The sequence below is a fragment of the Streptomyces sp. IMTB 2501 genome, assembly GCF_001953885.1.
Lineage (GTDB): Bacteria > Actinomycetota > Actinomycetes > Streptomycetales > Streptomycetaceae > Streptomyces.
Genome location: NZ_MQUS01000001.1, coordinates 56226 through 81359, shown reverse-complemented (window position 1 = coordinate 81359; position 25134 = coordinate 56226). Strand labels below are relative to the sequence as shown.

The following is a 25134-nucleotide window of genomic DNA, read 5'->3' as shown; positions in this document are numbered from 1 at the left end:
ATGGGACTTGGTGCCGGGCGCCTTGGTGCCGGCCGTGCCGCGCAGGCTGAGCCGCTGACCCGGCAGGATCAGGTCTGGATCGGCGCCGATGACCGTGCGGTTGCCGGCGTAGAGCGCGTGCCAGCCGCCGAGGACATGGTGGTCCTCGGCGATTCCGGAGAGCGTGTCGCCGTGCACCACGGTGTACATCTCGGTCCGGCCCGCGCGGGACTGCGGGGTGGTCTGCGGCCGTACGTCCCGTACGGAGCTCTTCTTCTCGGCGGTCACGGGCCGGGTCGCGGCGCTGTCCGTGTGCACGTTCTCGGTGTGCCGGCCGGGTTCGGCGTCGCCCCGGGTGAGTCCGGCCCGCACCGAGCACACCGGCCAGGCGCCCGGCCCCTGCCCGTCGAGGACCTTCTCGGCGACGGCGATCTGCTGGTCCCGGGTGGCGAGGTCGGCGCGCGGCGCGTACCGGGTGCCGCCGTACGCCTCCCAGGTGGACTGGGTGAACTGCAGCCCGCCGTAGTAGCCGTTGTCCGTGTTGATGCTCCAGTTGCCGCTGGACTCGCAGGCGGCGACCTTGTTCCAGGTGGAGGCGTCGGCCGCGTCGGCCGTGCCGGCGGCGACCAGGGGGATCGCGAGTCCGGCGCCGCCCGCCGTGACGGTGAGTGAGGCGCGGTTGATCCTGTTCGGCTGGTACCGGCGGTGCCGACCGCGTACGGCCATGTCCGACTTCCCCTCGGCATGCGTCAGGAGGGGCAAAAGTAAGCGCCGCGAACAGGCCATGACAAGACGGAAAACCGGCCGCACGCACCGCTCAAGTGGCCGGGAAAGGCCCCCGCTTGGCCTGATTCACGGAAGACTGAGGCCTGCGGGGCCCGTGCTGCGTACCCAAGCCTGGCGGGTCGGATGTGCGCTCGTCATGGGGGCACGTCAGGATGGGCTAGGGCCCGTACTGACGGAGCCGTAGTCACGAGGCAGCCAGGGAGCAGGCGGTATGAGCACTTCAGCGCAGATCGGTGTCACGGGCCTCGCGGTCATGGGCCGCAACCTCGCCCGGAACTTCGCCCGCAACGGCTACACGGTCGCCGTGCACAACCGTACGTCGTCGCGCACCAAGGCGCTGGTGGAGGAGTTCGGCAGCGAGGGCGACTTCATCAAGGCCGAGACCGCCGAGGAGTTCGTGGCGGCGCTTGAGCGCCCGCGACGGCTGGTGATCATGGTGAAGGCCGGTGAGCCGACGGACGCCGTGATCCAGGAGTTCGCGCCGCTGCTGCAGCCCGGTGACATGATCATCGACGGCGGCAACGCGCACTTCGCGGACACCCGGCGCCGGGAGAAGGCGCTGCGCGAGCAGGGCATCCCCTTTGTCGGCATGGGCGTCTCCGGCGGCGAGGAGGGCGCGCTGCACGGGCCGAGCATCATGCCGGGCGGCCCGAAGGAGTCGTACGACTCACTGGGGCCGATGCTGGAGAAGATCTCCGCGAAGGCGAAGGACGGCGCGCCCTGTGTGACGCACGTGGGCCCCGACGGCGCCGGGCACTTCGTGAAGATGGTCCACAACGGCATCGAGTACGCCGACATGCAGCTGATCGGCGAGGCCTACCAGCTGCTGCGCGACGTCGCCGGGTACTCCCCCGCCGAGATCGCGGACATCTTCCGCACCTGGAACCAGGGCCGACTCGACTCTTACCTGATCGAGATCACGGCCGAGGTGCTGTCGCACGTGGACGCGGCGACGGGCAAGCCGTTCGTTGATGTGGTCGTGGACCAGGCGGAGCAGAAGGGCACAGGCCGCTGGACGGTCCAGATCGCCCTCGACCTGGGCGTTCCGGTGTCCGGCATCGCCGAGGCGGTCTTCGCGCGCTCGCTGTCCGGGCACGCGAAGCTCCGCGAGGCCTCGCGGGGGCTGGCGGGGCCGCAGGCGGTGCCGCTGGGCAAGGAGGAGGCGGCGGCCTTCGCCGACCAGGTGGAGCAGGCGCTGTACGCGTCCAAGATCGTGTCGTACACGCAGGGCTTCCACGAGATCGCCGCGGGCAGCGAGGAGTACGGCTGGGACATCGACCTCGGTGCGGTGTCCTCGATCTGGCGGGGCGGCTGCATCATCCGGGCGGCGTTCCTGGACCGCATCCGCGCCGCGTACGACGCCCGTGCCGATCTGCCCAGCCTGCTGTCGGACGAGACGTTCGCGCGCGAGATCGCCGCCGCTCAGGGGGACTGGCGGGGGGTTCTGATCGCCGCTACGGAGCAAGGGGTGCCGACGCCCGGGTTCGCTGCGGCGCTGGCGTACTACGACGGGCTGCGGGCGGAGCGGTTGCCTGCGGCGCTTACGCAGGGGCAGCGGGACTTCTTCGGGGCGCACACGTATCGCAGGGTGGACCGGGAGGGGTCCTTCCACACGTTGTGGGGTGGGGATCGGTCGGAGGTTTCCGCGTAGTTCGTGCGGCTTAGTCCTTGTGCGCCCAAGGGAGGCGGGGAACTCTTCCGTCGCGCGGCTGCAGGTGCGCAGTGGCTGGTCGCGCAGTTCCCCGCGCGCCTTGCCGTAGTGCCCGGTGTTCTCAGGTGAGAGGTGGACCTGGCTCGGGGTTCGGTACCGGTTCCGGGCCCGGCGGGATCGGGGACGGGGAGGGTTCCGGTGGGCCCGGGGGTGGGGTGGGCTCCGGTGGAGGCGGTGTGGGTTCCGGTGGGGGTGGCGTGGGCTGGGGGCCCGGCTCGGGGGGTGGGACCGGGGTGGGGTAGGGGTCCGGGGCCGGACCCGGTGGGACGGGATCGGGGAACGGGTGTGTCATGGGTGTCCTCCGGGCACTCGCGGGGCGTCGCCTCTGGACTACTCCCCCACCTACCCGACCCCCGAGCGGCCACTCACCCGACAGGGCGAGCCACCGGCTCGGCACCGGCCGGAACGCGCGCCCGCTCACGCATGGTCGCGGCACGCTCCCGGCCGGTTCCCGACACGGTCCCTGATCGGACCGGGACGGACTGAGAAGGCGGCGCTGCTCAGGCAGGGACGGACTGCGGGCTGCGCTGCTGGTCGGAGCCGGGGACCGGCTCGGACGGGTCAGCACCGAGGGATACGATCCGGTTGCCGGCGTCGACATGCACGACCCGCGGCTTCAGCTCGCGCGCCTCGGCGTCGGTGACCTGGGCGTAGCTGATGATGATCACCAGGTCTCCGGGACGGACGAGATGGGCGGCCGCCCCGTTGATCCCGATCACCCCGGACCCGCGCTCGCCCTCGATGACGTACGTCTCCAGCCGGGCGCCGTTGGTGATGTCGACGATGTGCACCAGCTCGCCCGGCAGCAGGTCGGCGGCGTCGAGCAGCTCGGCGTCGATGGTCACCGATCCCACATAGTGCAGGTCGGCCTGGGTGACGGTGGCTCGGTGGATCTTGGACTTGAACATTGTACGAAACACGAGGAAACTCCCGTTTTGTCTGCTCCCTGCCGGCTTTTTGCAGGTCAAGGGCGATGTTCGGAGGCTACATCGTTTCGCATGTGTGGTCAGGTGTCGCCAGGTGTTTGAGGACTCACACTGACCTGTTGCTGACTTTCCTGACGCCGTGCCAGTTGAATACTTCGCTGTCAGTGTCGGCTTCAAAAGGAGATCCACACGCCTGCGGTGGGCCTCACGGCGCCGGCCCATCTCCTGCCGGAACGCAGTTCAGCGCGCTCGTCGCAGGGGGTCCTGATTCCTCCCTGGGATGGCTGGTCTGCCCTTCCTCGGTCATGCCGTTACCGGTCCCGTTCGTCCGGCCTCCGAAATCTGCGAACCAGTCCAGCATGTGGCCATTGGTAACGGCGCCCGGACCGGTGACGTCGGACACGCGCGCGCCCTGCAGCAGCCGTTTGACCGGCACCTCGAGCTTCTTCCCGGTCAGCGTGCGGGGCAGCGCGGGCACCCGCACGATCACATCGGGCACATGGCGCGGGGACAGCTGCTGCCTGATGGCCGCTGTGATCCGCTCCCGCAGTCCGTCGTCGGTCTCCTCGCCGTCGTCGGTCACGACGAACAGCGGCATGAAGTAGCCGCCGTCGGCCTGCTCGACACCCACGACGAGGCTGTCCGCGATGCCGGGGAGTTGCTCCACCACCGCGTAGATGTCGGCCGAGCCCATCCGCACCCCCATGCGATTGAGCGTGGAGTCGGAGCGGCCGGACACGATGACCGACAGGTCCGCTTCCATGGTCGCCCAGTCGCCGTGCCGCCACACGCCCGGGTAGGTGTCGAAGTAGCTGGCCCGGTAGCGGGCGTCATCGGGGTCGTCGACGAAGCGCAGCGGCATGGACGGCAGCGGCGCGGTGACCACCAGCTCTCCCTGCTCGCCGGTCAGAGGCCGTCCCGTCTCGTCCCACGCGGCCAGCGCCACGCCGAGCGCAGGGCACTGAATGCGGTCTGCCCGCACCGGGAGGAGAGGGGAGCCGCCCGCGAGCACGGAGCAGAGGTCGGTCCCCCCGCAGATCGACTGGAGCCATACACCGGGGGTGAGCCGGTCGTGGACCCACCGCCACGTGCTCGGCGCCATGGCCGACCCCGTCTGCAGGACCGAGCGCACGGCACCGAGTTCGAGCTCGGCCGCCGGATGCAGACCCGACTTCTCCACGGCCGCGAGATAGGCCGCACCCACCCCGACCATCGTCGCCCCGGTTCGTTCAGCGACGCGCCAGGCGCCGGCGGCGTCGGGAAACGTCGGGCTGCCGTCGTAGAGGACGATCGTGCTGCCGTGCAGCAGGCCGGCGACCAGGAAGTTCCACACCATCCAGCTCGTGGAGGTGACGAACAGGTAGCGGTCCTCGGAGCGCAGGTCGGCACCGAGCCCCAGCGCCTTCAGCAGTTCCACCACTATGCCGCCATGGCCCTGAACGATCCCTTTGGGGACACCGGTGGTGCCCGACGACCAGAGAATCCACAGCGGGTGGTCGAAAGGTACGTCGGCGAACTCCGGAGCCCGTTCGGTGACCGGCAGCGCGGACCAGTCGTGCACGGTCACGCCGGATCGTACGGACCAGGCGTCGGTCTGCGGTGGGAAGATGTTGTCGACGGCCAGGAGGTGGCGGACGGTCGGCAGTCCGTCCAGGAGCTCGGTGACCGCGGAGTGTCTGTTGTGCTCCTTGCCTCCGTAGCGGTAGCCGTCCGCAGCGACGAGGACCGTCGGCCGGGCCTGCCTCAGCCGGGCGAGCACGCTGGGGGTGCCGAAGTCAGGTGAGCAAGCCGTCCACACAGCGCCGATCGCCGCGGTGGCCAGCAGCGCCACCACCGCCTGCGGCAGGTTGGTGAGATAGCCGGCCACGCAGTCGCCGGGCTTCACGCCCATGCGCCGGAGCGCGGCCGACACGTCGGCGACCTGCCGCCGCAACTCAGCCCACGACGTCTCGACGGGTTCGCCGTTCTCAGTCACGCTCACCAGCGCCGGTCGTGCGTCGGTGGCCTGGGCGAGACATCGTTCAGCGAAGTTCAGGCACGCGCCGGTGAACCAGCGGGCTCCCGGCATGGTGGCATCAGCCAGCACCTCGTCGTACCCGGAGACGGCGTCCAGCCCGTAGTACTCCCACACCGCCGACCAGAAGCCCGCCAGGTCGGTGGAGCTCCACCGCCACAGCTCGGCGTAGTCGGCGAAGTTCAGACCGCGCGTCTCTTCCAGCCATTCCATGAACACCGCGACGTTGGAGTCCTCCAGCTCCCGGCGCCCCGGTGTCCACAGCAGTTCGGCGTCCGGGCTCATGGGTGCCCTCCGGCGGACGTCGCCCCGAGCGGTGCGCTCGCGGTGCCGGACTCCAGCACGCGGATCAGCTCCTCCGCCTGGGACCACTCGCCGTATCCCGAGGCCGGGTTGAGGTGGCCGACCGCGCCCAGCTCCACAAGGCGGCTGCCCCAGCCGCGGGCCAGCTCGGCGACGCGCTCGGGTGCACCCAGCGGGTCGTCCGCGCTCGCGGCGACGATGCTGGGGAAGGGCAGCGGCACCCGGGGCACGGGCGTCCAGCCGTGCCCCGCCAGTTCGGCGGGGGTGGGATGGCCGTCCGGCAGCGGTGTTTCGAGGTCCGCCGGCGTGGCGAGCAGCGCACCGCGTACATCGGCACGGTGGCGGCGGGCCCAGTGCACCGTGGTGATGACTCCGGCGCTGTGGGCGACCAGCACGACCGGACCGTCCAGGAGCGCCAACGTCGCGTCGAGGCTGCCGACTCGGACGTCCAGGTCGAGTCGGTTCCCCGCCGCCGGGGGGACGGTGCGGACGGTGCGGCCGGCCTCGGCGAGCCGTTCGGCCAGCAGGGTCTGCCAGTGGTCGGTGACGTGGTCGCGCAGACCGGGGACGATGACCACGGTGGGTTCCGCGGTGGGACTCATGAGGGGACCTCCGACGGGTGCTTGGGCTCCGCCTGCGTGGTGAGGTCGGCGAGGCGGGCGAGGTCGCGTTCGTACCAGTGCCTGCCGACCAGGAACGCGACGGTGGCCCCGAGCGCGACGAGGGGCACGATGCGCAGGGCACCCAGCAGGCCGAAGCGATCCGCGAGCGCGCCCGTGACCGCGGGACCGGGGGCCAGCCCGAGCAGGCTGTTGGCCAGAGTGAGGGTGGCGAACGCGGTCGCCGCGATGGAGGCGGGGGTCAGGTTGGCCACCATGGCCGCCGCAGGTCCGGCGGAACCGGCCGAGAGCAGGCAGCCGACGGCCAGAGCGAACAACTGGGTTGGTCCGATGGGAAGTTGGAAGGCGAGGGTCAGCAGGAGGAGCGCGCCGAGGCTGCAGCCGACCGCGACGGCCCATTTGCGGATGGGGGCGGTGGAGCTGATGCGGTCGGAGGCCACGCCCCCGAGGATCATCCCCAAGCCGATGATCATGGCGAAGCCGCCGGCGGCTGCGCCCGCCTTGGCCGGTGCCATGTGGTAGTAGCGGTTGAAGAAGCTGGGCAGCCAGGACAACAGCGCGCCGGCGATGAACAGTTGCAGTCCGCTGCCGACATAGGCGCTGATGACCGAGACGGACGAGAAGAGGCGGGGCAGGTGAGTGCGCAGCCGCCCGCGCGCTTCCGCGCCGTTCCCGCCGCCGGAGGGGCGTTCTTGCGGCGCCAGTCTGCTCTCCTTGACCACGACCCCGTACATGGTGGCGAGTACCAGGCCGAAGATGCCCATCACGGCGAATGCCCAGCGCCAGCCGGCCGCCTGGGCCACGGCGCCGCCGACGGCGACGCCGAGCACCGAGCCGAAGGCGCCGCCCGCGATGAAGGCACCGGAGAGGGTGGCCCGCAGGGCGACCGGGAAGATGCTCAGGACCACGGCGATCCCCACACTGCCGTACGCCGCCTCGCCGATGCCGACGAAGAGACGGCCGACGAACATCTCCCCGTAGTTCGCGGATATGGCACAGCCGAGAGTGGCCAGGCTCCACATCGTGGCGGCGAGCAGCAGGCTCCGCACCCTCCCCCACCGGTCGGCCATGAGGGACATGGGGAAGGTGAGCACCCCGACGGCCAGGGCCACGATGCCGCTGAGCGAGCCCAGGGAGGCATCGGACAGCAGCCATGCGGCCTTCAGCATCGGGAAGACGGCGTTGAGGACCTGGCGGGACATGTAGTCGGACAGCAGCAGGCCGAAGCCGAGCGCGAAGACCGTCCAGGCATAGCCCTTGGACACGGGCCATTGCGTCGCGGACGATGCCGGGTCAGTGGACTGCGCAGTGGTGTGAAACTCCATTGTCATCACCTCGACTGCTCGAAAGGGAAGGTCAGAACGGCCTGTCGCCGACGATTCCGGCGCGCTCCATCTTGCGGACGGCGGGCCAGTAGTCCTGGACGGCGTAGTGCTGGGTGGAGCGGTTGTCCCAGATGGCCACGCTGTTCGGGCTCCAGCGCCAGCGCACCTGGTACTCGGGGATGGCGGCCTGGCTGATCAGGTAGGTGAGCAGCTGGCTCGCGCCGGGCGCGTAGTCCTGGCCGAAACGCACGTTCTCGGGCGTGTGGTAGTTGACGAAATGCGTCGTGAACGCGTTGACGAAGAGGATCTTCTCGCCCGTCTCGGGGTGGGTGCGCACGACCGGGTGCTCGGCGTCCGGGAACCGCTCCTTCAGCGCGTGGCGCTGTTCCTCGGGCATCACGGCGCCAAAGGTGGCCTCGATGCTGTGCCGTGCGCGCAGCCCCGGAATCCGCGTCCTGATGTGCTCGGGAAGCCGGCGGTAAGCCTCGACCATGTTGACCCAGATCGTGTCGCCACCGACCGGGGGCGATTCGACGCAGCGCAGTACGGCGCCCATCGACGGGTTCACCCGCCAGGTACCGTCCGTGTGCAGCGCGTTCTCGTAGTGCTCCGCAGGGCTGTCCAGGTCCTTGTAGATCCGGACCAGTCCGGGGTGGTCCGGGTCGCCGCCGGCGACGGGGTGGTCCTCCAGCGCACCGAAGCGCGAGGCGAACGCGACGTGCTCGGCACGCGAGATGTCCTGGTCCCGCAGGAAGAGGACCTTGTACTCCAGCAGCAGGCTTTTGATCTCGGCGAACAGGTCCTCGTCACGAGCCGCGTCGGCGAGGTTCACACCGGTGAGTTCCGCACCGATGGTGCAGGTCAGCGGCTCGACCTGGATCGAGGTGCGCCGTGCGGCGGAGCGCACCGGAGACGAGAGGATGTCGGGCATGGGTGCTCCCTCCATGGGAGGTGGGTCGAGGGTGCCGTGCTCACAGGACGAAGACGGAGGACCCTGTGGTCCGCCCGGCTTCCAGGTCGCGGTGGGCCTGGACCGCGTCCGCGAGCTCGTAGCGCTGGTTGATCTCGATGGCGATGCGCCCGGAGGAGACGTGATCGAACAGTTCTCCTGCCAGAGCACCGCGTTCGGCGGGATCGGCGATGTAGTCGGCGAGGGCGGGCCGGGTGACGAACAGCGAGCCACGAACCGCGAGTTGCATGGCGTCGATCGGTGGTACGGGACCGGAGGCGGTGCCGAAGCACACCAGCAGTCCGCGGCGGGCCAGCGAGGCCAGCGAGCCGGCGAAGGTGTCCTTGCCGACGCTGTCGAGCACCAGCGCTACACCGGCGCCGTCGGTCAGTTCCCGCACCCGCTCGGCCACGTCCTCCTGCCGGTAGCGGACGACGTGCTCGCATCCGTGTGCGCGGGCGATCTCCGCCTTCTCCTCGCTGGAGACGGTTCCGATCACACGGATGCCGAGCAGTGCGGCCCACTGGGAGACGATCAGGCCCACGCCGCCCGCGGCCGCGTGCAACAGCACCGTGTCCCCCTCCCGCAGCGGGTGGATCCTGCGCAGCAGGTAGGCCGCCGTCAGGCCGCGCATGGTCATCGCGGCCGCCGTCTCGCAGCTGATCTCCGGGGGCAGCTTGATCAGGTGCGAGGCGTCCATGACCCGTTCGGTGCTGTAGGCACCGAGGGGGCTCCCGGTGTACGTCACGCGGTCCCCCGCGGCGACATGGGTGACGCCCTCCCCGACCGCCTCCACCACCCCGGCGGCCTCGACGCCGATGCCGTCGGGCAACCGGACCGGGTAGAGCCCGGTACGGAAATAGGTGTCGGCGAAGTTGAGGCCGACGGCGTCGTGCCGAATGCGCACCTGGCCCGGTCCGGGGTCGCCGACGGGCACCTCCTCCCATGTGAGGACGTCAGGGCCACCGGTTTCGTAGAAGCGGACGGCGTGTGCCACGGAGAGCTCCCTGAGGGTTCGTAAGGGTGGGGAAGAGGGCGGTCAGGCCGTGACGTCGCGGAGCATGAAGCCGCGCTGTCCCGGGCGGCGGTTGGGCACCATGCCGAGCCGGGCGAGCGTCTCGTCGGCATCCGCGTAGTACTCGCCGAGCTTGTAGATCCGCTTGGCGTCCGCCCCGGTGGCGATCTCGCGGCCGAGCGCCTCGGAGATCCTCACCATCTGCTCGACCTGGGCGACGGAGGACATCCGCTCGCCCTTGGCGCGCCAGAGGTTGTCCTCGTTGCCGACGCGCACGTGCTGGCCGAGGGCGATGGCGACGGCGTTCATCGGGGCCACGGCGCGCATGGAGCTCTCGATGGTCAGGACGGCGCCGTCCGGCACACGGCGGATGAACTCGACCAGATCGGCCGGGTGCCGGCCGGCGAAACCGCCGCCGATCGCTACGTAGTTGAGGATCAGTGGCCCGGTGTAGACGCCCGCGCGGATCAACCGCTCCACGGTCTCCAGCTGGGCCAGGTGGGCGAGCTGGAAGTGCGGCTGAATGCCGTTCGCCCGCAGGCGCTTGAGGTGCTCCAGGTAGAACTCCGGACCGGCCTCGACGACCATGTCGCGGTAGGCCCGGTAGTAGTCCGGCTTCGCGATCGACGTCCCCTGAAGGTCGTCATCGTTCATGATCTCGACGATGTTCATCTGGCTGGTGTTGATCGCGATCGTCACCTGGTCCGGCGCCGGGGTGAGCTCGGCCAGCAGGTGGCGGGTGTCGTAGGCGAGCCACTTGGCGTCACCGCCCTCGCCCTCGGGGGCGAAGGAGATCGAACCGCCGATCTGGAGCACCATGTCCGGCACGGCCTCGCGCAGCCGCCCGAGCAGTTCGTTGAACATGGACATCCGCTTGGAGCCCTTGCCGTCGAGCTCACGCACGTGGATGTGGAGCACCGTCGCGCCGGCGTTGTAGCAGTCGACGGCCGCCTGTACGTGCTCGTCCATCGTCAGGGGCAGGTCGTCCGCGTCCCCGGGAAGCCACTCGGGGCCGTAGGGAGCGGCCTGGATCACCAGCTTCTCCTGGTTCTCCGGGAAGAGTGAGTCGTCGTGGAAATGCACGGGGCTTCTCCTTGGCGTAGGGGTGATCGCGTCACGGAGCAGGCAGCGGACGCGACGACAGGACTGCGACGGCGTGCGTCCGGGCCGGTGGCCACAACTGACCCAGTGGTCGCGGGCCGGTCCGGAGGGAGTGCCCTCAGGGGAGCTGCAGAGCGCTCCCTCCGGAGGCCGACCGCCTGCGCGGTGGTGCCAAGGTAGGGCGGGCGGCACGCAGCCGCTTTGCCTGTGGTGACAGGTGACTTGCCAATCGGGGACATACGGCAGGGCCCATCGTGGGACCGCCGGCGTGCGCCCCGCGGGTTCAGCTTCCGCCGGGCACTGCCGGGCCGCCCCGGCTCCTGCGCCACTCCCGCGGACCGGTGCCGAAGTGCTCGTGGAACCAGCGGGAGAATGCACTCAGCGAAGAAAACCCCAGCAGCGTGGAGACCTCGGTCAGGGAACGGTTGGGGTTGGCGACGAACTGCTCCGCAAGCGCCGTGCGCGTCGATTGGAGCAGTGACGAGAACGTCTCTCCGGAGCGGGCCAGGTGGCGGTGGACGGTGCGCCGGTCGACGCCGAGGCTGCGCGCGATCTGCTCGATGGAGCAGCGCCCGGTCGGCAGCAGCGCCTCGATGAGGTCGCGCACCCGGTCCACCTCGGATGCTTCCCTGGGGGCCGCGATGGGCTCGAAGTACTGCCTTGTGTAGCTGCGCAACTGGGCGTCGGCCATGGCGTTGGGGGCGTCGAGGTCCTCGGTGTAGAAGACGATACCGTTGAAGTCGCGGTCGAACTCGGCCGAGGGCCCGAACAGGCGGCGGTGGCCGGCGGTGTCCCGCGGCGCCGGGTGGGCGAAGCAGACCGCCGAGGGGCGCCAGTGCGGGCCGAGGAAGCCGCTCAGCACGCGGTGGAACGCGCCCACGGCGAGTTCCGTGCCCTGCCGGGCCGGTTGCGGTTCGCCGAGCCGGAGGTCCACCTTGAGCGTGGCCACCCCGTTGCCTTCCGAGAGCCGTGCGTGCAGGACCTCGTTGTAGGTGTGCTGATGGCGGATCAGCAGGGCCAGAGCACTGCGGACATCGGGCTCTTCACGAACGAGCAGGCTGATGGGGCCGAGGTTGGAGAAGCGCCGCCGCTCGGTCAGCAGCAGACCGAAGTCCTCGCGCCCTGAGGCAGCAGCCGACAGCTCCAGCAGTCCGACCACCGCCGTGCCGGAGATCCACCGGTCCTGCACGGCCAGGTCCGCGGTGTCCAGGCCGACGCCCTTCATCAGTGCACGGGGATCGAGGCCGAGGGACCGGCTCAGCTCGACGTAGCCGTTCAGCGCGGCGGTGCGGACAAGGGGCCTCATGGGCACGCTCCAGGGGCGGCAGGTCCCCAGAAGTTAAGTTTCATGTCCCCACACGTCAAGCATGACGAGCGTGTGATTCGTAGCATGCCCGTTCAACGCGGCCCGTGCGGCGGCGCGACGGCCGTGCCGCCCAGCCAGGACACCGCCGGAAGAGACCGCCCGACCCACAAGGACCTTGCGGAGGCGACCATGGTCGAAACCCCAGATGCACCGACGGTGCCGGCCGGACCGTTCACGGACCCCGCCCTGTGGTATGGACCCGACCTGGCGGGCCATGACGACTGGGTCCTCAGTCTGTCCGCCGAGACCCGTGAGGAATTGCGCACGGCGCTGCGCACCGCCCGCGCTCGCTCCGCCACCCTGCTGCGGATGACCGTCGCCGACTTCCCGCTGCCCACGCTCGCCGCCGAGCTGAAGCGCGCCGCGGGAACCTTGTCCGAGGGACGGGGCTTCCTTCTGATCAAGGGCATCCCGGCGGATCTGCTCGGGGAGGCCGAAGCGAGCACCGTGCTGCGCGGCATCGGCCAGTACCTCGGCAGACCCGTCCCGCAGACCGCCGACGGCCGCACCCTCTGTCACATCCGGGACGCCGGCCCGAACCTGGACGAACCTGCGCCGCCCGCGTATCTCACCCGGGCAGCGCTGCCGTTCCACACCGCGGAGGCGGACCTGCTCGGCCTGCTGTGCCTGCGGTCGGCCCGCTCGGGCGGCCGTACGCTGCTGGCCGGCGCGGCCGCCGTGCACAACGCCGTGCTCGACACACGGCCGGACCTCGCCGGGCGGCTGTACCGCAGGCACCTCTTCGACGGTCCGTCCGGTGAGGGCGCGTACCTGGCCTCCCCGCTTGTCACCCGGCACGGCGACAGGCCCAGCATGCGCTACGACCGGGTCCGCCTGGGCAACGGCGCCCGCACTGCCTGCGACGGTGGTCCGGACGGCGCACGGGCCGCCGACAGGGAGCTGTACGACCTCATCGACACGACGGCCGCCTCACCCGCCGTACGGCTCGAACTGGATCTCCAGCCCGGTGACCTGCTGCTGCTCGACAACCACGTGGTACTTCACGCCCGCTCGGCGTACGAGGACTTCGACACACCGGAGCGCAGACGCCACCTGCTGCGCATGTGGCTGGCCCGCGACGAGGACGCCGCCCCGACCGTCCGCTCAGCCGGACCGCACTCCCGCCCCGTGCCGCGCACCGGCGTCACCCCGAGCGACGTCATCCGTCCCCGGAGCCTGCGCAGAGCACGCCCCGGCTGTGACTTTACGCCGCTGCGCACCCACTGATACGAATCGAGGACACCACGGTCATGCCCAATCTCGCCACGCTCCTGGTGAACTCCGCCGCCGTGCACGGATCGCACGTCGCCGTACGACACGACGACACCACCCTGACGTACGAGCAGCTCGACGAGGCGAGTGCCCGGCTCGCCACTGTTCTGCACCACCGGGGTGTCCGGCCGGGCGACGCGGTCACGATGACCATGCCCAACGTGCCGCTCTTCCCGGTCGTGTACTACGGCATCCTTCGGGCCGGCGGCGTGGTGGTGCCTATGAACCCCCTGCTCAAATCCCGAGAGGCAGCCTTCGTGCTCCGTGACTCGGAGGCCCGGACGGCAGTGGTCCACCCGATGTGCGCCGACGAGGTCGCGAAGGCGGCGGCCGAGACCGGAGCGGCGTGCCTGGTCACGGATCCCGACGCCTTCCACACGCAGTTGCTCGCTACCCTTCCCCTGCCCGGAGTCGTCGATCGGGCCGACGACGACACCGCCGTGATCCTCTACACCTCGGGTACGACCGGCACCCCCAAGGGAGCCGAGCTGACCCACCGCAACCTGCTGACCAACACGGCCACCACCGCTCAGACGCTGCTTCGGCTCGGTCCGGAGGACGTCCTGTTCGGCGGGCTGCCGCTGTTCCATGCCTTCGGGCAGACCTGCGCCATGAACACCGCCGTGGCCGCCGGCGCCACGCTGACCCTCCTGCCCCGCTTCGATGCGAGCCGGGCTCTGGAGGTCATGCATCGGGACCGGGTCACCGTCTTCCTCGGCGTGCCGACGATGTACTCCGCACTCCTGCACACCGAGACACCGGACGGGCCCGGCACGCCCAGGCTCCGGCTCGCGGTCTCGGGCGGTGCCGCGCTGCCGGTCGAGGTATTGAACCGCTTCGAGCGCGCATTCGGAGCCACCGTGCTGGAAGGTTACGGCCTGTCGGAGACATCTCCGGTGGCCGCCTTCAACCATCCGGACCGCCCGCGCAAGTCCGGATCGATCGGCACACCCGTTCGAGGGGTCGAGATGAGACTCGTCGGCGACGACGGGTCCACCGTGGAACCCGGCGCGGTCGGTGAGATCGCCGTCCGCGGGGAGAACGTGATGAAGGGCTATTTCCACAACCCCGACGCCACCACTCTCGCCGTGCGCGACGGCTGGTTCCACACCGGCGATCTGGCACGCGTCGACGAGGACGGCTTCTACTTCATCGTGGACCGGAAGAAGGATCTGATCATCCGGGGCGGCTACAACGTGTACCCGCGGGAGATCGAGGAGATGCTGTACGGGCACCCCAAGATCGCCGAGTGCGCGGTCGTAGGTGTTCCCGACCCGCTGCACGGTGAAGAGGTGGCTGCGGTCGTGGTCCTCCGGGCCGGCGAGGAGGCCACCGCGGAGGAGATCCGCGACTACGCCAAGGAGCGCGTCGCGGCTTACAAGTACCCGCGCATCGTCACCCTGACCACCGAGCTTCCCAAGGGTCCCACCGGGAAGATCCTCAAGCGGGAGCTCACCGTGCCGCCGCTGACGAGCCGAGTACCACTCCAGCACTGAGTGGTACTCGTCGAGAGGAAGCCTCGGGCTCCGGCAGCGGCGTCCGAGGACATAGCACCTGGTCAGCGCGTTCCTGCGGCCTCTGGGACGTTCCGGCGCCTGCTGAGAAGCGTGGCGATCGGGAGAACCGCCGCCAGGCCGCTCAGGAGGATCGCGGCGAGTGCGCCCAGAACGGCGCTCTGGTCGGCGAAGGCGAGGCCGATGGCGGCCAGGGCGGGGCCGGCGTTGCGCACCGAGGCGATGCCTCCCATGGTGGTGCGGCGCGTCGTCGGACCAGTGGCCAGCAGCGTTCCCACGGCGAAGGCGAACACCGCCAGCGGGAACCCCGCGAGCAGGGCAAGTGAACCGAAGAGATCGACGACGTCCCGCCAGTTTCCCAGCAGCATGCCCGCCGGCACGACCAGGAACGTGACGTTGGAGATCGCGGCCGCCGTGGGGTGCCACGACTGTGCGGTGGGTTCGGCGTAGCGGCGCAGGAGCAGGCCGATGGCGAACGGGACGAGTTGCAGGAGCGCCACCGTCCGCACCAGCGCGCCGACGTCGAGGGAGACCTTGGTGCCGACGTCGGCGGCGGTGCGGATGGCGTTGGCCGTGGGGGCGAAGGTGAGGCTGCCGATGGAGGCGAGCAGCACCTGCATCGCCGCGCCCGCGACGACGTCGCCCTGCTGCACCGTCGCCGGCTTCGCCCCGAAGGGGCCGCCCGGGGACGAGGCGATCAGGATGAGCGCGATGAAGGAAGCCGAGGAGAGGCCGAACAGCGCGCCGATGCCCCAGCCGAGCAGCGGGATGACCACCATGTTGGCGATCAGCGCCAGCAGCAGGAGGGGGACGTCGGTGAAGACGCCGCGCAGTGCCGGGACGGTGGCGCGCAGTCCGGCGGCGAACATGGTGGCCGCGATGAAGATGACGGTGACCGCGTTGAGGACGAGATGCAGTGCGTCCATGGTGCTTGCCCGCCCTGTCAGTCGCGAAGGTCCCCGAGCCAGCGCAGGGCGCTCAGGCTCGGCAGGAAGCAGTACTCGCCTCCCCGGGTGACGACGAACCGGGGCAACGGGGCGAGGCGGCGACGCACCGGCCGCCGGGGAATGGTGTAGCCCGTCTCCCCGTCCGCGGATCCGACGACGGGGTCCGTCGCGTTGCCCGCCCCGAAGAGGACGCCGTCGTTCATCCACTCCGACTGGACGAACTCGAACTGCCGGCCCAGGTGGGCGCCGATGAACGCGAACATCAGACCCCGGTCCACCCCGTCGTCCTCCAGCATTCCTTCGGGCAGCGGCGGACCGTAGACGGCACCGCGCCGGATCATGCGGTGCAGACGCACCTCCCCGGCCACCGAGGAATCACGCGGGTTGGCCCGGCGGATGTGGCAGCAGCCTGGAGTGGTGAACCCCGTCGGATCGTCCTGCTCGTACAGGAAGGTGTTGCCGCGGTGGGGGTCGGCGCCGAGTGCGGGGTCGTCGTGCTGCGGGGCCAGCGCCAGCGGGGCCCCGCTGCGCCAGCGCCCCATGATCTTCGCCGCGATCAGCTCCTCGTCCTCGGCCCCGGCGGAGTTGTCCCTCAGACACCGCCTGAACCCGGCGACGTCCTGGTGGAGTTTACGGAAGACCGCATAACTGCCGTCAAGTAAGGACCTAGCGCAGCTTCAACGGCGCGAGCAGGTACGGATCCTGTTCCAGAGCCTTGGCCAGCGAGTAGCCGTACTCGCGCATCGCATCGGCGTGGCCGGGCTTGACCCGCGCGACGATGGTGAACCCGTTGCATGCCGGCGTCCTGGGAAAGACGGGACCGTACTTCCCCTGTTCGAGATGATCCGTCTCCTTGGGGAGGACGACCGCCTGCGGACTGATTTCCATGTCCGCTCCTCCCGCCATTAAGTGGCCGGGACACGGATTCATCTTCCCGCCCGGTCACCGGGCGCGCCTGCTGAGCGGGAGGAGATCGGCGTTGCCTGGTCGTGGCAGTCCGAGGTCGCCGTGTCGGGAATGCCGAGGTAGACCGTAAGGGAGGAATGCCTGATCGGCTCGTGGTGGGCTACCGCCGTCGGGCGGCACCGGAGGTGACTTCCATGGCGGACCGTGCTGGGGTCGGGATTGCGGGTGACGCCGGGGCGGTGATGCTGGATGCCCTGTTCACCCAGTCTCCGGTCGGCCTGGCTGTACTCGACACCGAGCTGCGAGTGGTGCGGGTCAACACCGCCACGCCCGCCATGCGGGGCATGCGCGAGGAAGACGTCGTGGGGCGCAGGTTTCCGCGTTCGCACTACGTGGTCGAAGAAGAAACGGCCGAGGGTCTCGTACGGGAAGTACTCGACACCGGTGTGCCGGCGCGGGGACACATACTGCGGGCGCGGCCCCCAGCCCATAGCGGCCGTGAACGCCTTTATGAAGTCTCGGTGTTCCGTCTGAACAATCCTCGCGGCGGGGTACTCGGGGCGGCCATCACCGTGGTCGATGTCACCGAGCGGGAAAGGGTCCGCAATCGTCTGGGCATTCTCGATGCGGTGCACGAGCGCGTGGGTCGCACCATGGATGTGGTGGTGACCTGCCAAGAGCTGGCTGAGGTGCTCGTGCCGGCATTCGCCGACGTCGCGGTCGTGGAAGTGGTGGATTCCGTCATCCGGGGCGAGGATCCGCCGCCCTCACCCCTCCCCCGTGGAGTGCCGCTCCGGCACACGGCCTTCCGCAGCGTCGTCGGTGGTCAGCCCGAAGCCCAGTCTGTGGGGGACGTGCGGAGCCTGCCCGCCCCGACCCCCTTCAGCCAGGCCCTGGCCGACCTGCTGCCCCGGGCCGTCGCCCTGGACTCCGGCCTGCCGTGGCTGGCCACCGACCCGGCCCGCGTCTGGCCGATCCACGACTCCGGCGCACACACCCTCCTCGCCGTCCCCCTGGCCCTGCGCGGCACCGTGCTCGGGCTGTTGAGCCTGTACCGCAGCCGGTCGCCCAGCCCGTACGACGAAGACGACGTCGCACTTGCCCGCGACGTCGCACGCCACACCGCGTTGTGCATCGACAACGCCCGCCGCTACACGAGGGACCACACGGTCGCGGCGACCGTCCTGCACCGGATGCTCCCCCTCCGTCCCGCCTCCCACACCGCACTGGACGCCGCTGTCACCGCACGTCCCGGAGACGGCGGCGCCTGGTACGACACCATCGCTCTGTCGAGTGCCCGTACCGCGCTGGTCGCCGGGGCGGTGTCCGGGCGAGGCATCCACGCCATGGCGACGATGGGGCAGTTGCGCACCGCCGTCCGCTCCCTGGCCGCCCTGGACCTGGACCCGGAGGACCTCCTTGCCCGTCTGAACGACACCGCGACGTTTCTGGCAGCCGAGCGGGCCTCACTACCGTTTCCGGACCTGCGCCATCGCAAGCCTGGCACGGCCAGTTGCGCGTACGCCGTGTACGATCCGCTGTCGCTGACCTGCACCGTTGCAGCGGCCGGTCACCCGGCGCCGGTCGCCGTACGCCCCGACGGCACCGTCGCCCACGTCGGGACGACAACCGGGCCGCAGCTGGGCAGCACCGACCAGTCACCCTTCGCGGCCACCCGCATCCAGCTCCCTCACGGCAGCGTGATCGCCTTCCCAGACACGGTCGGCCTGGCCGCGCGCCTGTCCGATGCCGAGAGCCCCCTGCGCACGGCGCCGGCTTACGCGGACCGCCCACTGCAGGATCTGTGCGACGACATCCAGTACAGCCTTACGGCCGACACGGAGACAGACGGCGCTGTCCTTCTGCTGGCCCGCACACGTCCCTTCCCCGCCGACCGTGTCGCCACCTGGCCTCTCGACCACGAGCCGACCGCCGCCGCCACAGCCCGGGAATGCGTCAGTGGCCAGCTCGCCGCCTGGAACGTGGGCGAAGAACCCGCGTCCAACACCGAACTCATCGTCAGCGAACTGGTCACCAACGCCGTCCGCTACGGCAGCCCCCCGCTGGAGTTGCGCCTGATCCTGGACCGGGCGCTGACCTGCGAAGTCAGCGACTGCGCTGCCACAGCACCACGCCTGCGGCACGCCCGTACCACCGACGAAGGCGGGCGCGGCCTCTTCATCGTCGCGCAGTTGGCCCAGGCATGGGGAGCCCGCTACTCGGCCGACGGCAAGACGATCTGGACCGAGCAGACGCTCGCGCCACCTTGATCGAGCCGCACCAACGCCGCCGTGGTGTCTGCCCGGCGTGGCGTGCCTGGCGCGCGCAGACGGACAAGAACGTCGCACACGGACAGCCCGCGGCGGGGGGACGGCGAGGCGGGCGCTGCCATCCGGTCGGCCCTACGCCCGGGCCGGCCGCTCGCCGACGACCGCCCGGCGGGCCACCGTGACCAGTTCCGCCGCCGGCCCCACCAGGCGCCGCCCAGTCGGCCAGACCGCGCGCAGGTCGCGCGTGAGGTCCACGCCCGCGACGTCGACGCCAATCAGCCGGCCCTCGGCGATGTCCCCGCGGACGGCCAGCTCGCTCAGGACGGACGGCCCGGTGCCGGCGATCACCGCGCCGCGCACGGCGGCTGTCGAGCCGAGCTCCACCAGGGGCCGGACGCGTTCACAGCCGGCCAGGTGCAAGGCACGGTCCAGGGTCTGCCGCGTGCCGGAACCGCTCTCCCGCAGCACCAGTGGCGCACGGGACAACTCCCGCGCCGACAACGGCTCGCGGCGCCGCGCCCAGGGGTGGCCGGGATCGACCACGACGACGAGCCGGTCCTCAGCCACCTGCCGCGTGGACATCACACGGGACAGGCGGGGCCCCTCGATGAACCCGATGTCGGCCTCGCCCGACTCGACCAGCTCGGGCACCTGCTCACTGTTGGTCACCTGCAGCCCGATGTACAGCTCCGGCCGGCGAGCGCGCAGTTCGCTGATCCACGTGGGCAGCAGGTACTCCGCGATGGTCAGGCTCGCCGCGACGCGCAGTTCTGCCTCCCGCCGGTCGCGTAGTCTGTCGGCTCCGGCGAGCAGTTCGTCCAGTTCGTCCAGGACTCGCCGGGCGTGGCCGGCGACGGTCTGCCCGGCCAGCGTCAGCCGGGATCCGCGACGGGTCCGGTCGACCAGCACCAGGCTCAGCCCGCGTTCCAGCGTGGAGAGCCGGCGGCTGGCGGACGGCTGGGAGATCCGCAGCCGCTCGGCCGCCCGGCCCAGGCTGCCCAGGTCGGCGACGAGGACGAGGAGCCGCAGCGACTCCAGGTCGGGCGTGCGCAAGGGGAGGGAAACGGTACGGGGATCCGGCACGGAGGACTCTGTCACAGCGCCAGCGTATGAGTCTCCCATACGCCAGGGCTATGACCTCTTGCTCGATCAGGGGCTACAGGGCTGGCAGGGCGCCGACCAAAGTGGTGATCATGAAGGACGCCAGCCTCTCCCCGTCAGGGACCACCCGCCTTGCCATCGTTCGAAAGCCCGGCGCCGTCGTCGCCGCCCGGCTGCCCGGGCTCGCCCTCGTCGTCGCCGTCGCCCTCGTCGCGACCGCGCTGGGCCGACTGGTCCCCGTCCTCGGCGGACCGGTGAGCGCAATCGTGCTCGGGGTGCTGGTGGCGGTCGCGGTGCGCCCCGGGGACCGGATGCGGCCCGGCATCACCTTCGCCGGGCGCGCAGTGCTCCAGACCGCGGTGGTGGTACTGGGCGCGCAACTGTCCCTGGGCCAGGTTCTACGGGTCGGCATCGGCTCGCTGCCCGTGATGATCGTCACCCTCACCGTCTGCCTGGCGGCGGCGTATGGAATCGGACGCCGCCTGGGCGTCGTCCGCGACCTGCGCACCCTGATCGGTGTGGGCACCGGCATCTGCGGCGCCTCCGCGATCGCCGCCGTCACGCCGGTCATCGGCGCGGCCGAGGCGGAGGTGGCCTACGCCGTCTCCACGATCTTCGTCTTCAACATCGCCGCGGTACTGACCTTCCCCGCCCTCGGGCATCTGCTGGGCATGGGCCAGCACACCTTCGGCCTGTTCGCCGGCACCGCGGTGAACGACATGTCCTCGGTGGTCGCCGCTGCCACCACCTACGGCGGCCCCGCGGCCGACTACGCAGTGGTGGTCAAGCTGGCCCGCACGCTGCTGATCATCCCGATCTGCCTGGGCCTCGCCGCCCTCGTCCGCCGCCGCGCGCGGACCGCGGACGGGGCGACCGGCGTCGACGTAGCAGGCGCTCTGCCCGGCCCGGTGCGCGTCGGCCGGCTGGTGCCGTGGTTCCTTGCGGGCTTCCTCGTCCTGGCGGCCGTGAACACCGCCGGCCTCGTCCCGTCCGGCGCCCACGGCCCGCTCAGCGCACTCGCCGTCTTCCTGATCACCGTCGCCCTGTCCGCAATCGGCCTGTCCACCGAACCCGCCAGCCTGCGCAGGACCGGCCCCGCGCCCCTGCTGCTCGGGGGCTGCCTGTGGCTCGTGGTGTCCGCCACCAGTCTCGGCGTCCAGTTCCTGGCCCGGTACCTGTGACCGTCGGACCGAGCGCGGCAGGGGAGGTCGCCCGACCACCGCCCTACACCGCCGCTTCCGGCCAGGGCAGCAGCATCGGCACTGCTGGCGTCTGTCGCGGACGGCTCCTCACCGCAGGCTTCCGCGTCGGTCCGAGTCAGACAGGTACCCATGAGGCTCCGCCTGTCCATCAAGCCGCTTCCCACAGACCGGCGTCCAGGATGCGGGCTGCCTTCGTAATGCTCCCAGGCATCAGGTGCCGGTAGGATCCGCCCGCCGGGCTAGCCGATCGCGTCAGCCGCAATGACCTGCTCCGTCCAGATGATCTTGCCGGTCTTCGTGTACCGAGTGCCCCACCGGCGGGCCATCTGGGCGACGATCAGCAGGCCCCGTCCCCCCTCGTCAGTGGTCCGCGCGTGACGCAGGCGTGGCGCGGTGCTGCTGGCGTCGGAGACCTCACAGATCAGGCCGCGATCCCGGATCAAGCGCAGGCAGACCGGTCCGGCCGCATGGCGGATCGCGTTGGTCACCAATTCACTGACGATGAGTTCCGTGGTGAAGGTGAGATCGGGCATGCCCCACTCCGTGAGCTTCTGAACGGCGAGGTCGCGGGCGTGCGCGACGGCAGCCGGATCACTGGGAAGGCTCCAGGAGGCGACGCGATCCGGGGCAAGGACACGGGTACGGGCGAGGAGCAGGGCCGCGTCGTCGGCAGGCGGACCCGTCAATAGGCTGTCGATCACTCGTTGGCCGGTCTCCGCCAGGGTCGGCAAGGGCATCGCGAGGGCATCGCCCAGCCGGGAGAGCCCGACGTCGATGTCCCGGTCGACGGACTCGATGAGGCCGTCGGTGAAGAGGGCGATGAGGCTGCCGTCTGCCAGCTCGGTCTCGATGGACTCGAAGGGGAGGTAGCCGAGGCCGAGTGGTGGTCCGGCGGGCAGGTCCAGAATGTCGGCGGCACCATCGGGAGCGACGATCATCGGGGGGAGGTGACCTGCTCGGGCCATGGTGCACAGCCTGCTGACCGGGTCGTAGACGGCGTACAGGCAGGTGGCGCCCAGGAACGCGGTGCCCGTCGTCTCACCCTCGGCCGCCAACGGTATGTCGATGTCGTGCGCTCCCATGAGGCCGATGACCAGATCGTCCAGATGGGCCAGCAGTTCGTCCGGAGAGAGGTCGAGGTTGGCAAGCGTGCGTACCGCGACGCGCAGGCGCCCCATAGTCGCCGCCGCGTTGATGCCGTGCCCGGCCACGTCCCCGACGACCAGCGCGACCCTTGCCCCGGAGAGCGGGATCACGTCGAACCAGTCGCCGCCCACACCGCTGGGGGCATCCGCCGGGAGATACCACGAGGCCACGGCGAGAGCGGACCCTCCCGTCAGGTCTTGCGGCAACAGGTACCGCTGCATGGAGCGGGCCGCGGTGCGCTCGCGGGTGAAACGGCGTGCGTTGTCGATGCACACCGCCGCACGGGAGACGAGTTCCTCGGCGAGGCGGACGTCGTCGTCCTCAAAGGGGCCCAGCCGCCGGGACCGGGCGAACGTCGCCACGCCCAGGGTGACGCCGCGCGCCCGCACGGGGACTACCATCATCGAGCGGGCGTCGTAGTGGAGGAGCGAGGCGCCGAGCGTCTCGTCCACGGTCACCCACGGGCTGTCGGTACGGTTCAGGACCCGTTCGACCAGGGTCCTGCTCTCCAGCAGACAGCGGGTCACGGGGGACGAGGGGGCACGCTGGACTGTCTCCCCCACGGCCAGTGACGCCTCGGGACAGCCCTCACGGACCGACTGCTGGGCCGCTCGGCGGATGACGGGCGACATCCCGACCGGCCCGGGTGCCGGCTCCTCGCCCCTCATCACCGAGTCCAGCAGGTCGACGGCGACGAAGTCGGCGACGGCCGGTACCGCGTCGTCGGCCAGTTCCTGCGCGGTCCGGGTCACGTCAAGGGTGCTGCCGATACGGGCAGCGGCGTCGTTGAGCAGGGCGAGGCGTTCCTGCGCCCGCCATCGCTCGGTGACGTCGATGATCATGTACCAGACGCCCACGGTCCGGCCGTGGCGGTCCTTCATCGCGAAGAAGGAGGCGGAGATCGCGCGGTTTCGGTCGTGCACCGTGTAGCCGGCGCCGCGGTACTCGAAGTCCATCACCGGCGCGCCGGTTCGAAGAACCTCGCGCATCTTCTCCTCGAAGGCGTCGGCCTCGGCTTGCGGCAGGATCTCCGCCATCCGCCGCCCCAGCCGCCGCTTCAGCGAGATCTGGCCGTCCAGCGGCTCGTTCACCCAGACATACCGCAGATCCGTGTCGAGAACGGCGATGCCGACCGGTGCGTGGCTGAGGAAGGGGGTGAGCATCAGCTGGCTCACGCCGCCGCCCGGCATCCGCCAGAAGGCCCGTTTCGGAGGCCGGCCGACGAACCTGCCGAAGATCAGTGCCGCGAGCGTGGCGACCAGGACGCCCGGAATCATCTCGTAGATGCCCGACCAGAAGGGGCCGTGCAGCGGCTTGACCACACGCCACAGGAGCACCGTGACTGCGCCGGACACGATCCCGGCCATGGCTCCCGCCCAGGTCATGCGCGGCCAGTACAGCGAGAGCAGGACCACCGGGCCGAAAGCGGCCCCGAAGCCCGCCCAGGCGTAGCCCACGATCCCCAGTAGCCCGCCGCCCCTCAGCGCGATCACGGAGGCCACCAGGGTCACGGCGACGACGGCGGCGCGACCCACCCACACGAGTGCCTGGTCCGAGGCGCGCCGCTTGAGGAACGCGTGGTAGAAGTCCTCCGTGAGTGCGACGGACGACACGAGGAGCTGGCTGTCCGCGGTCGAGATGATCGCGGCGAGCACCGCGATCAGCATCACGCCGGCGCCCCACGGACTGAACAGGGTCTGACTCAGAGCGATGTAGACCGTCTGCGGGTCATGGAGTGGTGTGCTGAACTGCGCGATGCCCAGCAGGCCGACCACTGTGGCACCGGCCAGCACCACGACCACCCACCCGGTCTCGATACGGCGGGCAGCGGGTACGGCACTGGTGCTGCGGATGCCCATGAAGCGGGCCAGGATGTGCGGCTGCCCGAAATAGCCGAGGCCCCACGAGAGCAACGAGATGATCGAGACGGCGCCGAGCGACCCGCCGCCTCCCAACCACCGTCCGTTCACGAAGTCGACCTTGGCTCCCATGTCCAGCAGGCTGGGCGTCTTGCTGTTGAGGGAGTCACGCAGCGCACCGAAACCGCCGAGCGTCGCGATACCTACGACGGGGAGGACGAGCAGGGCGAGGAACATCAGCGTGGCCTGCATGACGTGGGTCAGGCTCACGGCCAGGAAGCCGCCCAGGCATGAGTAGACGACGATCACCAGGGCGGTCAGGGCCACCCCGAGCCGGAAACCGGCGCCGAAGATGTGCCCGAAAAGCAGCCCGCCGGCCACCAGTCCACTGGCGACGTACACGGTGAAGAACACGAGGGTCACCGCCGCCGAGACCATCCGGAGCATCCGTGTGCGGTCCTCGAACCGCTCCTCCAGGTAGGCCGACAGGCTCACCGCGTTCCCGGCGCGCTCCGTGTAGGTGCGCAGCCTCGGCGCCACGAACAACCAGTTGAGGTACGTACCAAGCACAAGGCTGACCGCGATCCAGCTGGCGCCGACACCGGCCGCGTACACCGCTCCGGGGAAGGCGAGGAACAGCCAGCCGGACATGTCGCTGGCCCCTGCGGACAGGGCGGCGACGAACGCGGGGAGCCTGCGGCCGCCCAGGGCGAAGTCGGCGAAGGTGTGCGTACGGCGGTAGGCCCAGACACCTGTTCCGATCATGACGGCCACGTACACGAGGAACGTGGCCACGATCGGCGCACTCAAGTCGGACATACT

At 70.4% G+C, this 25134-nt stretch carries 18 protein-coding genes and 1 pseudogene; 5 read left to right on the top strand and 14 right to left on the bottom strand.

Annotation, left to right across the window (positions count from 1 at the left end; translation table 11 throughout):
* Positions 1 to 42: 42 nt before the first annotated feature.
* Positions 43 to 705: pseudogene (locus AV521_RS52485) on the bottom strand (transglycosylase family protein); the annotation flags it as partial.
* Between the two features lie 271 nt (positions 706 to 976).
* Between AV521_RS52485 and gndA the strand changes: the two are divergent.
* Positions 977 to 2416, top strand: coding sequence for an NADP-dependent phosphogluconate dehydrogenase (gene gndA / locus AV521_RS00345; RefSeq protein WP_076082104.1), 1440 nt, complete (start codon positions 977 to 979; stop codon positions 2414 to 2416).
* Positions 2417 to 2976: 560 nt separating this feature from the next.
* Here the strand turns inward: gndA and panD are convergent.
* The 8 genes from panD to AV521_RS00300 form a co-directional block, all read right to left on the bottom strand.
* The gene (panD, locus tag AV521_RS00335) at positions 2977 to 3396 is read right to left on the bottom strand and encodes an aspartate 1-decarboxylase (protein ID WP_076082100.1); all 420 of its coding nucleotides are present in this window, start codon (positions 3394 to 3396) and stop codon (positions 2977 to 2979) included.
* Between the two features lie 211 nt (positions 3397 to 3607).
* Positions 3608 to 5701, bottom strand: a complete 2094-nt coding sequence (locus AV521_RS00330; protein ID WP_079249049.1) for an acetoacetate--CoA ligase — start codon at positions 5699 to 5701, stop codon at positions 3608 to 3610.
* Positions 5698 to 6321 carry an alpha/beta hydrolase gene (locus tag AV521_RS00325; protein WP_076082098.1) on the bottom strand — a complete coding sequence of 208 codons (624 nt, stop codon included), beginning with the start codon at positions 6319 to 6321 and terminating at the stop codon, positions 5698 to 5700. Before AV521_RS00325 ends, AV521_RS00330 begins: the two co-directional genes overlap by 4 nt.
* Positions 6318 to 7604 (bottom strand): MFS transporter, encoded by a 1287-nt coding sequence (locus AV521_RS00320; RefSeq protein ID WP_256725369.1) that lies wholly within the window; start codon positions 7602 to 7604, stop codon positions 6318 to 6320. Before AV521_RS00320 ends, AV521_RS00325 begins: the two co-directional genes overlap by 4 nt.
* A 91-nt stretch (positions 7605 to 7695) precedes the next feature.
* Positions 7696 to 8595, bottom strand: a complete 900-nt coding sequence (locus AV521_RS00315) for a TauD/TfdA family dioxygenase (protein WP_076082094.1) — start codon at positions 8593 to 8595, stop codon at positions 7696 to 7698.
* 40 nt (positions 8596 to 8635) lie between these two features.
* Positions 8636 to 9610 carry a quinone oxidoreductase gene (locus tag AV521_RS00310; protein WP_076082093.1) on the bottom strand — a complete coding sequence of 325 codons (975 nt, stop codon included), beginning with the start codon at positions 9608 to 9610 and terminating at the stop codon, positions 8636 to 8638.
* 42 nt (positions 9611 to 9652) lie between these two features.
* Entirely contained in the window at positions 9653 to 10711 is a 1059-nt protein-coding gene (locus tag AV521_RS00305; RefSeq protein ID WP_076082091.1) for a 3-keto-5-aminohexanoate cleavage protein, read from the bottom strand.
* 301 nt (positions 10712 to 11012) lie between these two features.
* Positions 11013 to 12035, bottom strand: a complete 1023-nt coding sequence (locus AV521_RS00300) for an AraC family transcriptional regulator (protein WP_076082089.1) — start codon at positions 12033 to 12035, stop codon at positions 11013 to 11015.
* An 84-nt stretch (positions 12036 to 12119) separates the two neighbouring features.
* Here AV521_RS00300 and AV521_RS00295 point away from each other — a divergent pair, with 84 nt between their 5' ends.
* Both AV521_RS00295 and AV521_RS00290 read left to right on the top strand, forming a co-directional pair.
* Complete coding sequence (locus AV521_RS00295; RefSeq protein ID WP_179022742.1) at positions 12120 to 13322, top strand: TauD/TfdA family dioxygenase; 1203 nt, start codon at positions 12120 to 12122, stop codon at positions 13320 to 13322.
* A 23-nt stretch (positions 13323 to 13345) separates the two neighbouring features.
* The gene (locus AV521_RS00290) at positions 13346 to 14863 is read left to right on the top strand and encodes a long-chain fatty acid--CoA ligase (RefSeq protein WP_076082087.1); all 1518 of its coding nucleotides are present in this window, start codon (positions 13346 to 13348) and stop codon (positions 14861 to 14863) included.
* A 62-nt stretch (positions 14864 to 14925) separates the two neighbouring features.
* On the opposite strand, the gene AV521_RS00285 is transcribed toward AV521_RS00290, so the two are convergent.
* The 3 genes from AV521_RS00285 to AV521_RS00275 form a co-directional block, all read right to left on the bottom strand.
* On the bottom strand, positions 14926 to 15807 hold the full coding sequence (locus AV521_RS00285; protein ID WP_076082086.1) for a bile acid:sodium symporter family protein: 882 nt from the start codon (positions 15805 to 15807) through the stop codon (positions 14926 to 14928).
* 17 nt (positions 15808 to 15824) lie between these two features.
* Positions 15825 to 16370, bottom strand: coding sequence for a hypothetical protein (locus tag AV521_RS00280; RefSeq protein ID WP_218639321.1), 546 nt, complete (start codon positions 16368 to 16370; stop codon positions 15825 to 15827).
* 124 nt (positions 16371 to 16494) lie between these two features.
* A complete protein-coding gene (locus AV521_RS00275) occupies positions 16495 to 16716 on the bottom strand; it encodes a hypothetical protein (RefSeq protein WP_256725368.1) in 222 nt (73 codons plus the stop codon).
* Between the two features lie 212 nt (positions 16717 to 16928).
* Between AV521_RS00275 and AV521_RS00270 the strand changes: the two genes are divergently transcribed.
* Positions 16929 to 19004 carry a SpoIIE family protein phosphatase gene (locus AV521_RS00270; RefSeq protein WP_076082085.1) on the top strand — a complete coding sequence of 692 codons (2076 nt, stop codon included), beginning with the start codon at positions 16929 to 16931 and terminating at the stop codon, positions 19002 to 19004.
* A 132-nt stretch (positions 19005 to 19136) separates the two neighbouring features.
* Here AV521_RS00270 and AV521_RS00265 read toward each other — a convergent pair whose 3' ends face one another.
* Positions 19137 to 20102: a LysR substrate-binding domain-containing protein gene (locus tag AV521_RS00265; RefSeq protein WP_079249047.1), complete on the bottom strand. Its 966-nt coding sequence runs from the start codon at positions 20100 to 20102 to the stop codon at positions 19137 to 19139.
* Between the two features lie 95 nt (positions 20103 to 20197).
* On the opposite strand from AV521_RS00265, the gene AV521_RS00260 reads away from it, so the two are divergent.
* The gene (locus AV521_RS00260; protein ID WP_076083342.1) at positions 20198 to 21286 is read left to right on the top strand and encodes a YeiH family protein; all 1089 of its coding nucleotides are present in this window, start codon (positions 20198 to 20200) and stop codon (positions 21284 to 21286) included.
* Positions 21287 to 21546: 260 nt separating this feature from the next.
* On the opposite strand, the gene putP is transcribed toward AV521_RS00260, so the two are convergent.
* The gene (gene putP / locus AV521_RS00255) at positions 21547 to 25131 is read right to left on the bottom strand and encodes a sodium/proline symporter PutP (RefSeq protein WP_076082083.1); all 3585 of its coding nucleotides are present in this window, start codon (positions 25129 to 25131) and stop codon (positions 21547 to 21549) included.
* Positions 25132 to 25134: the final 3 nt, after the last annotated feature.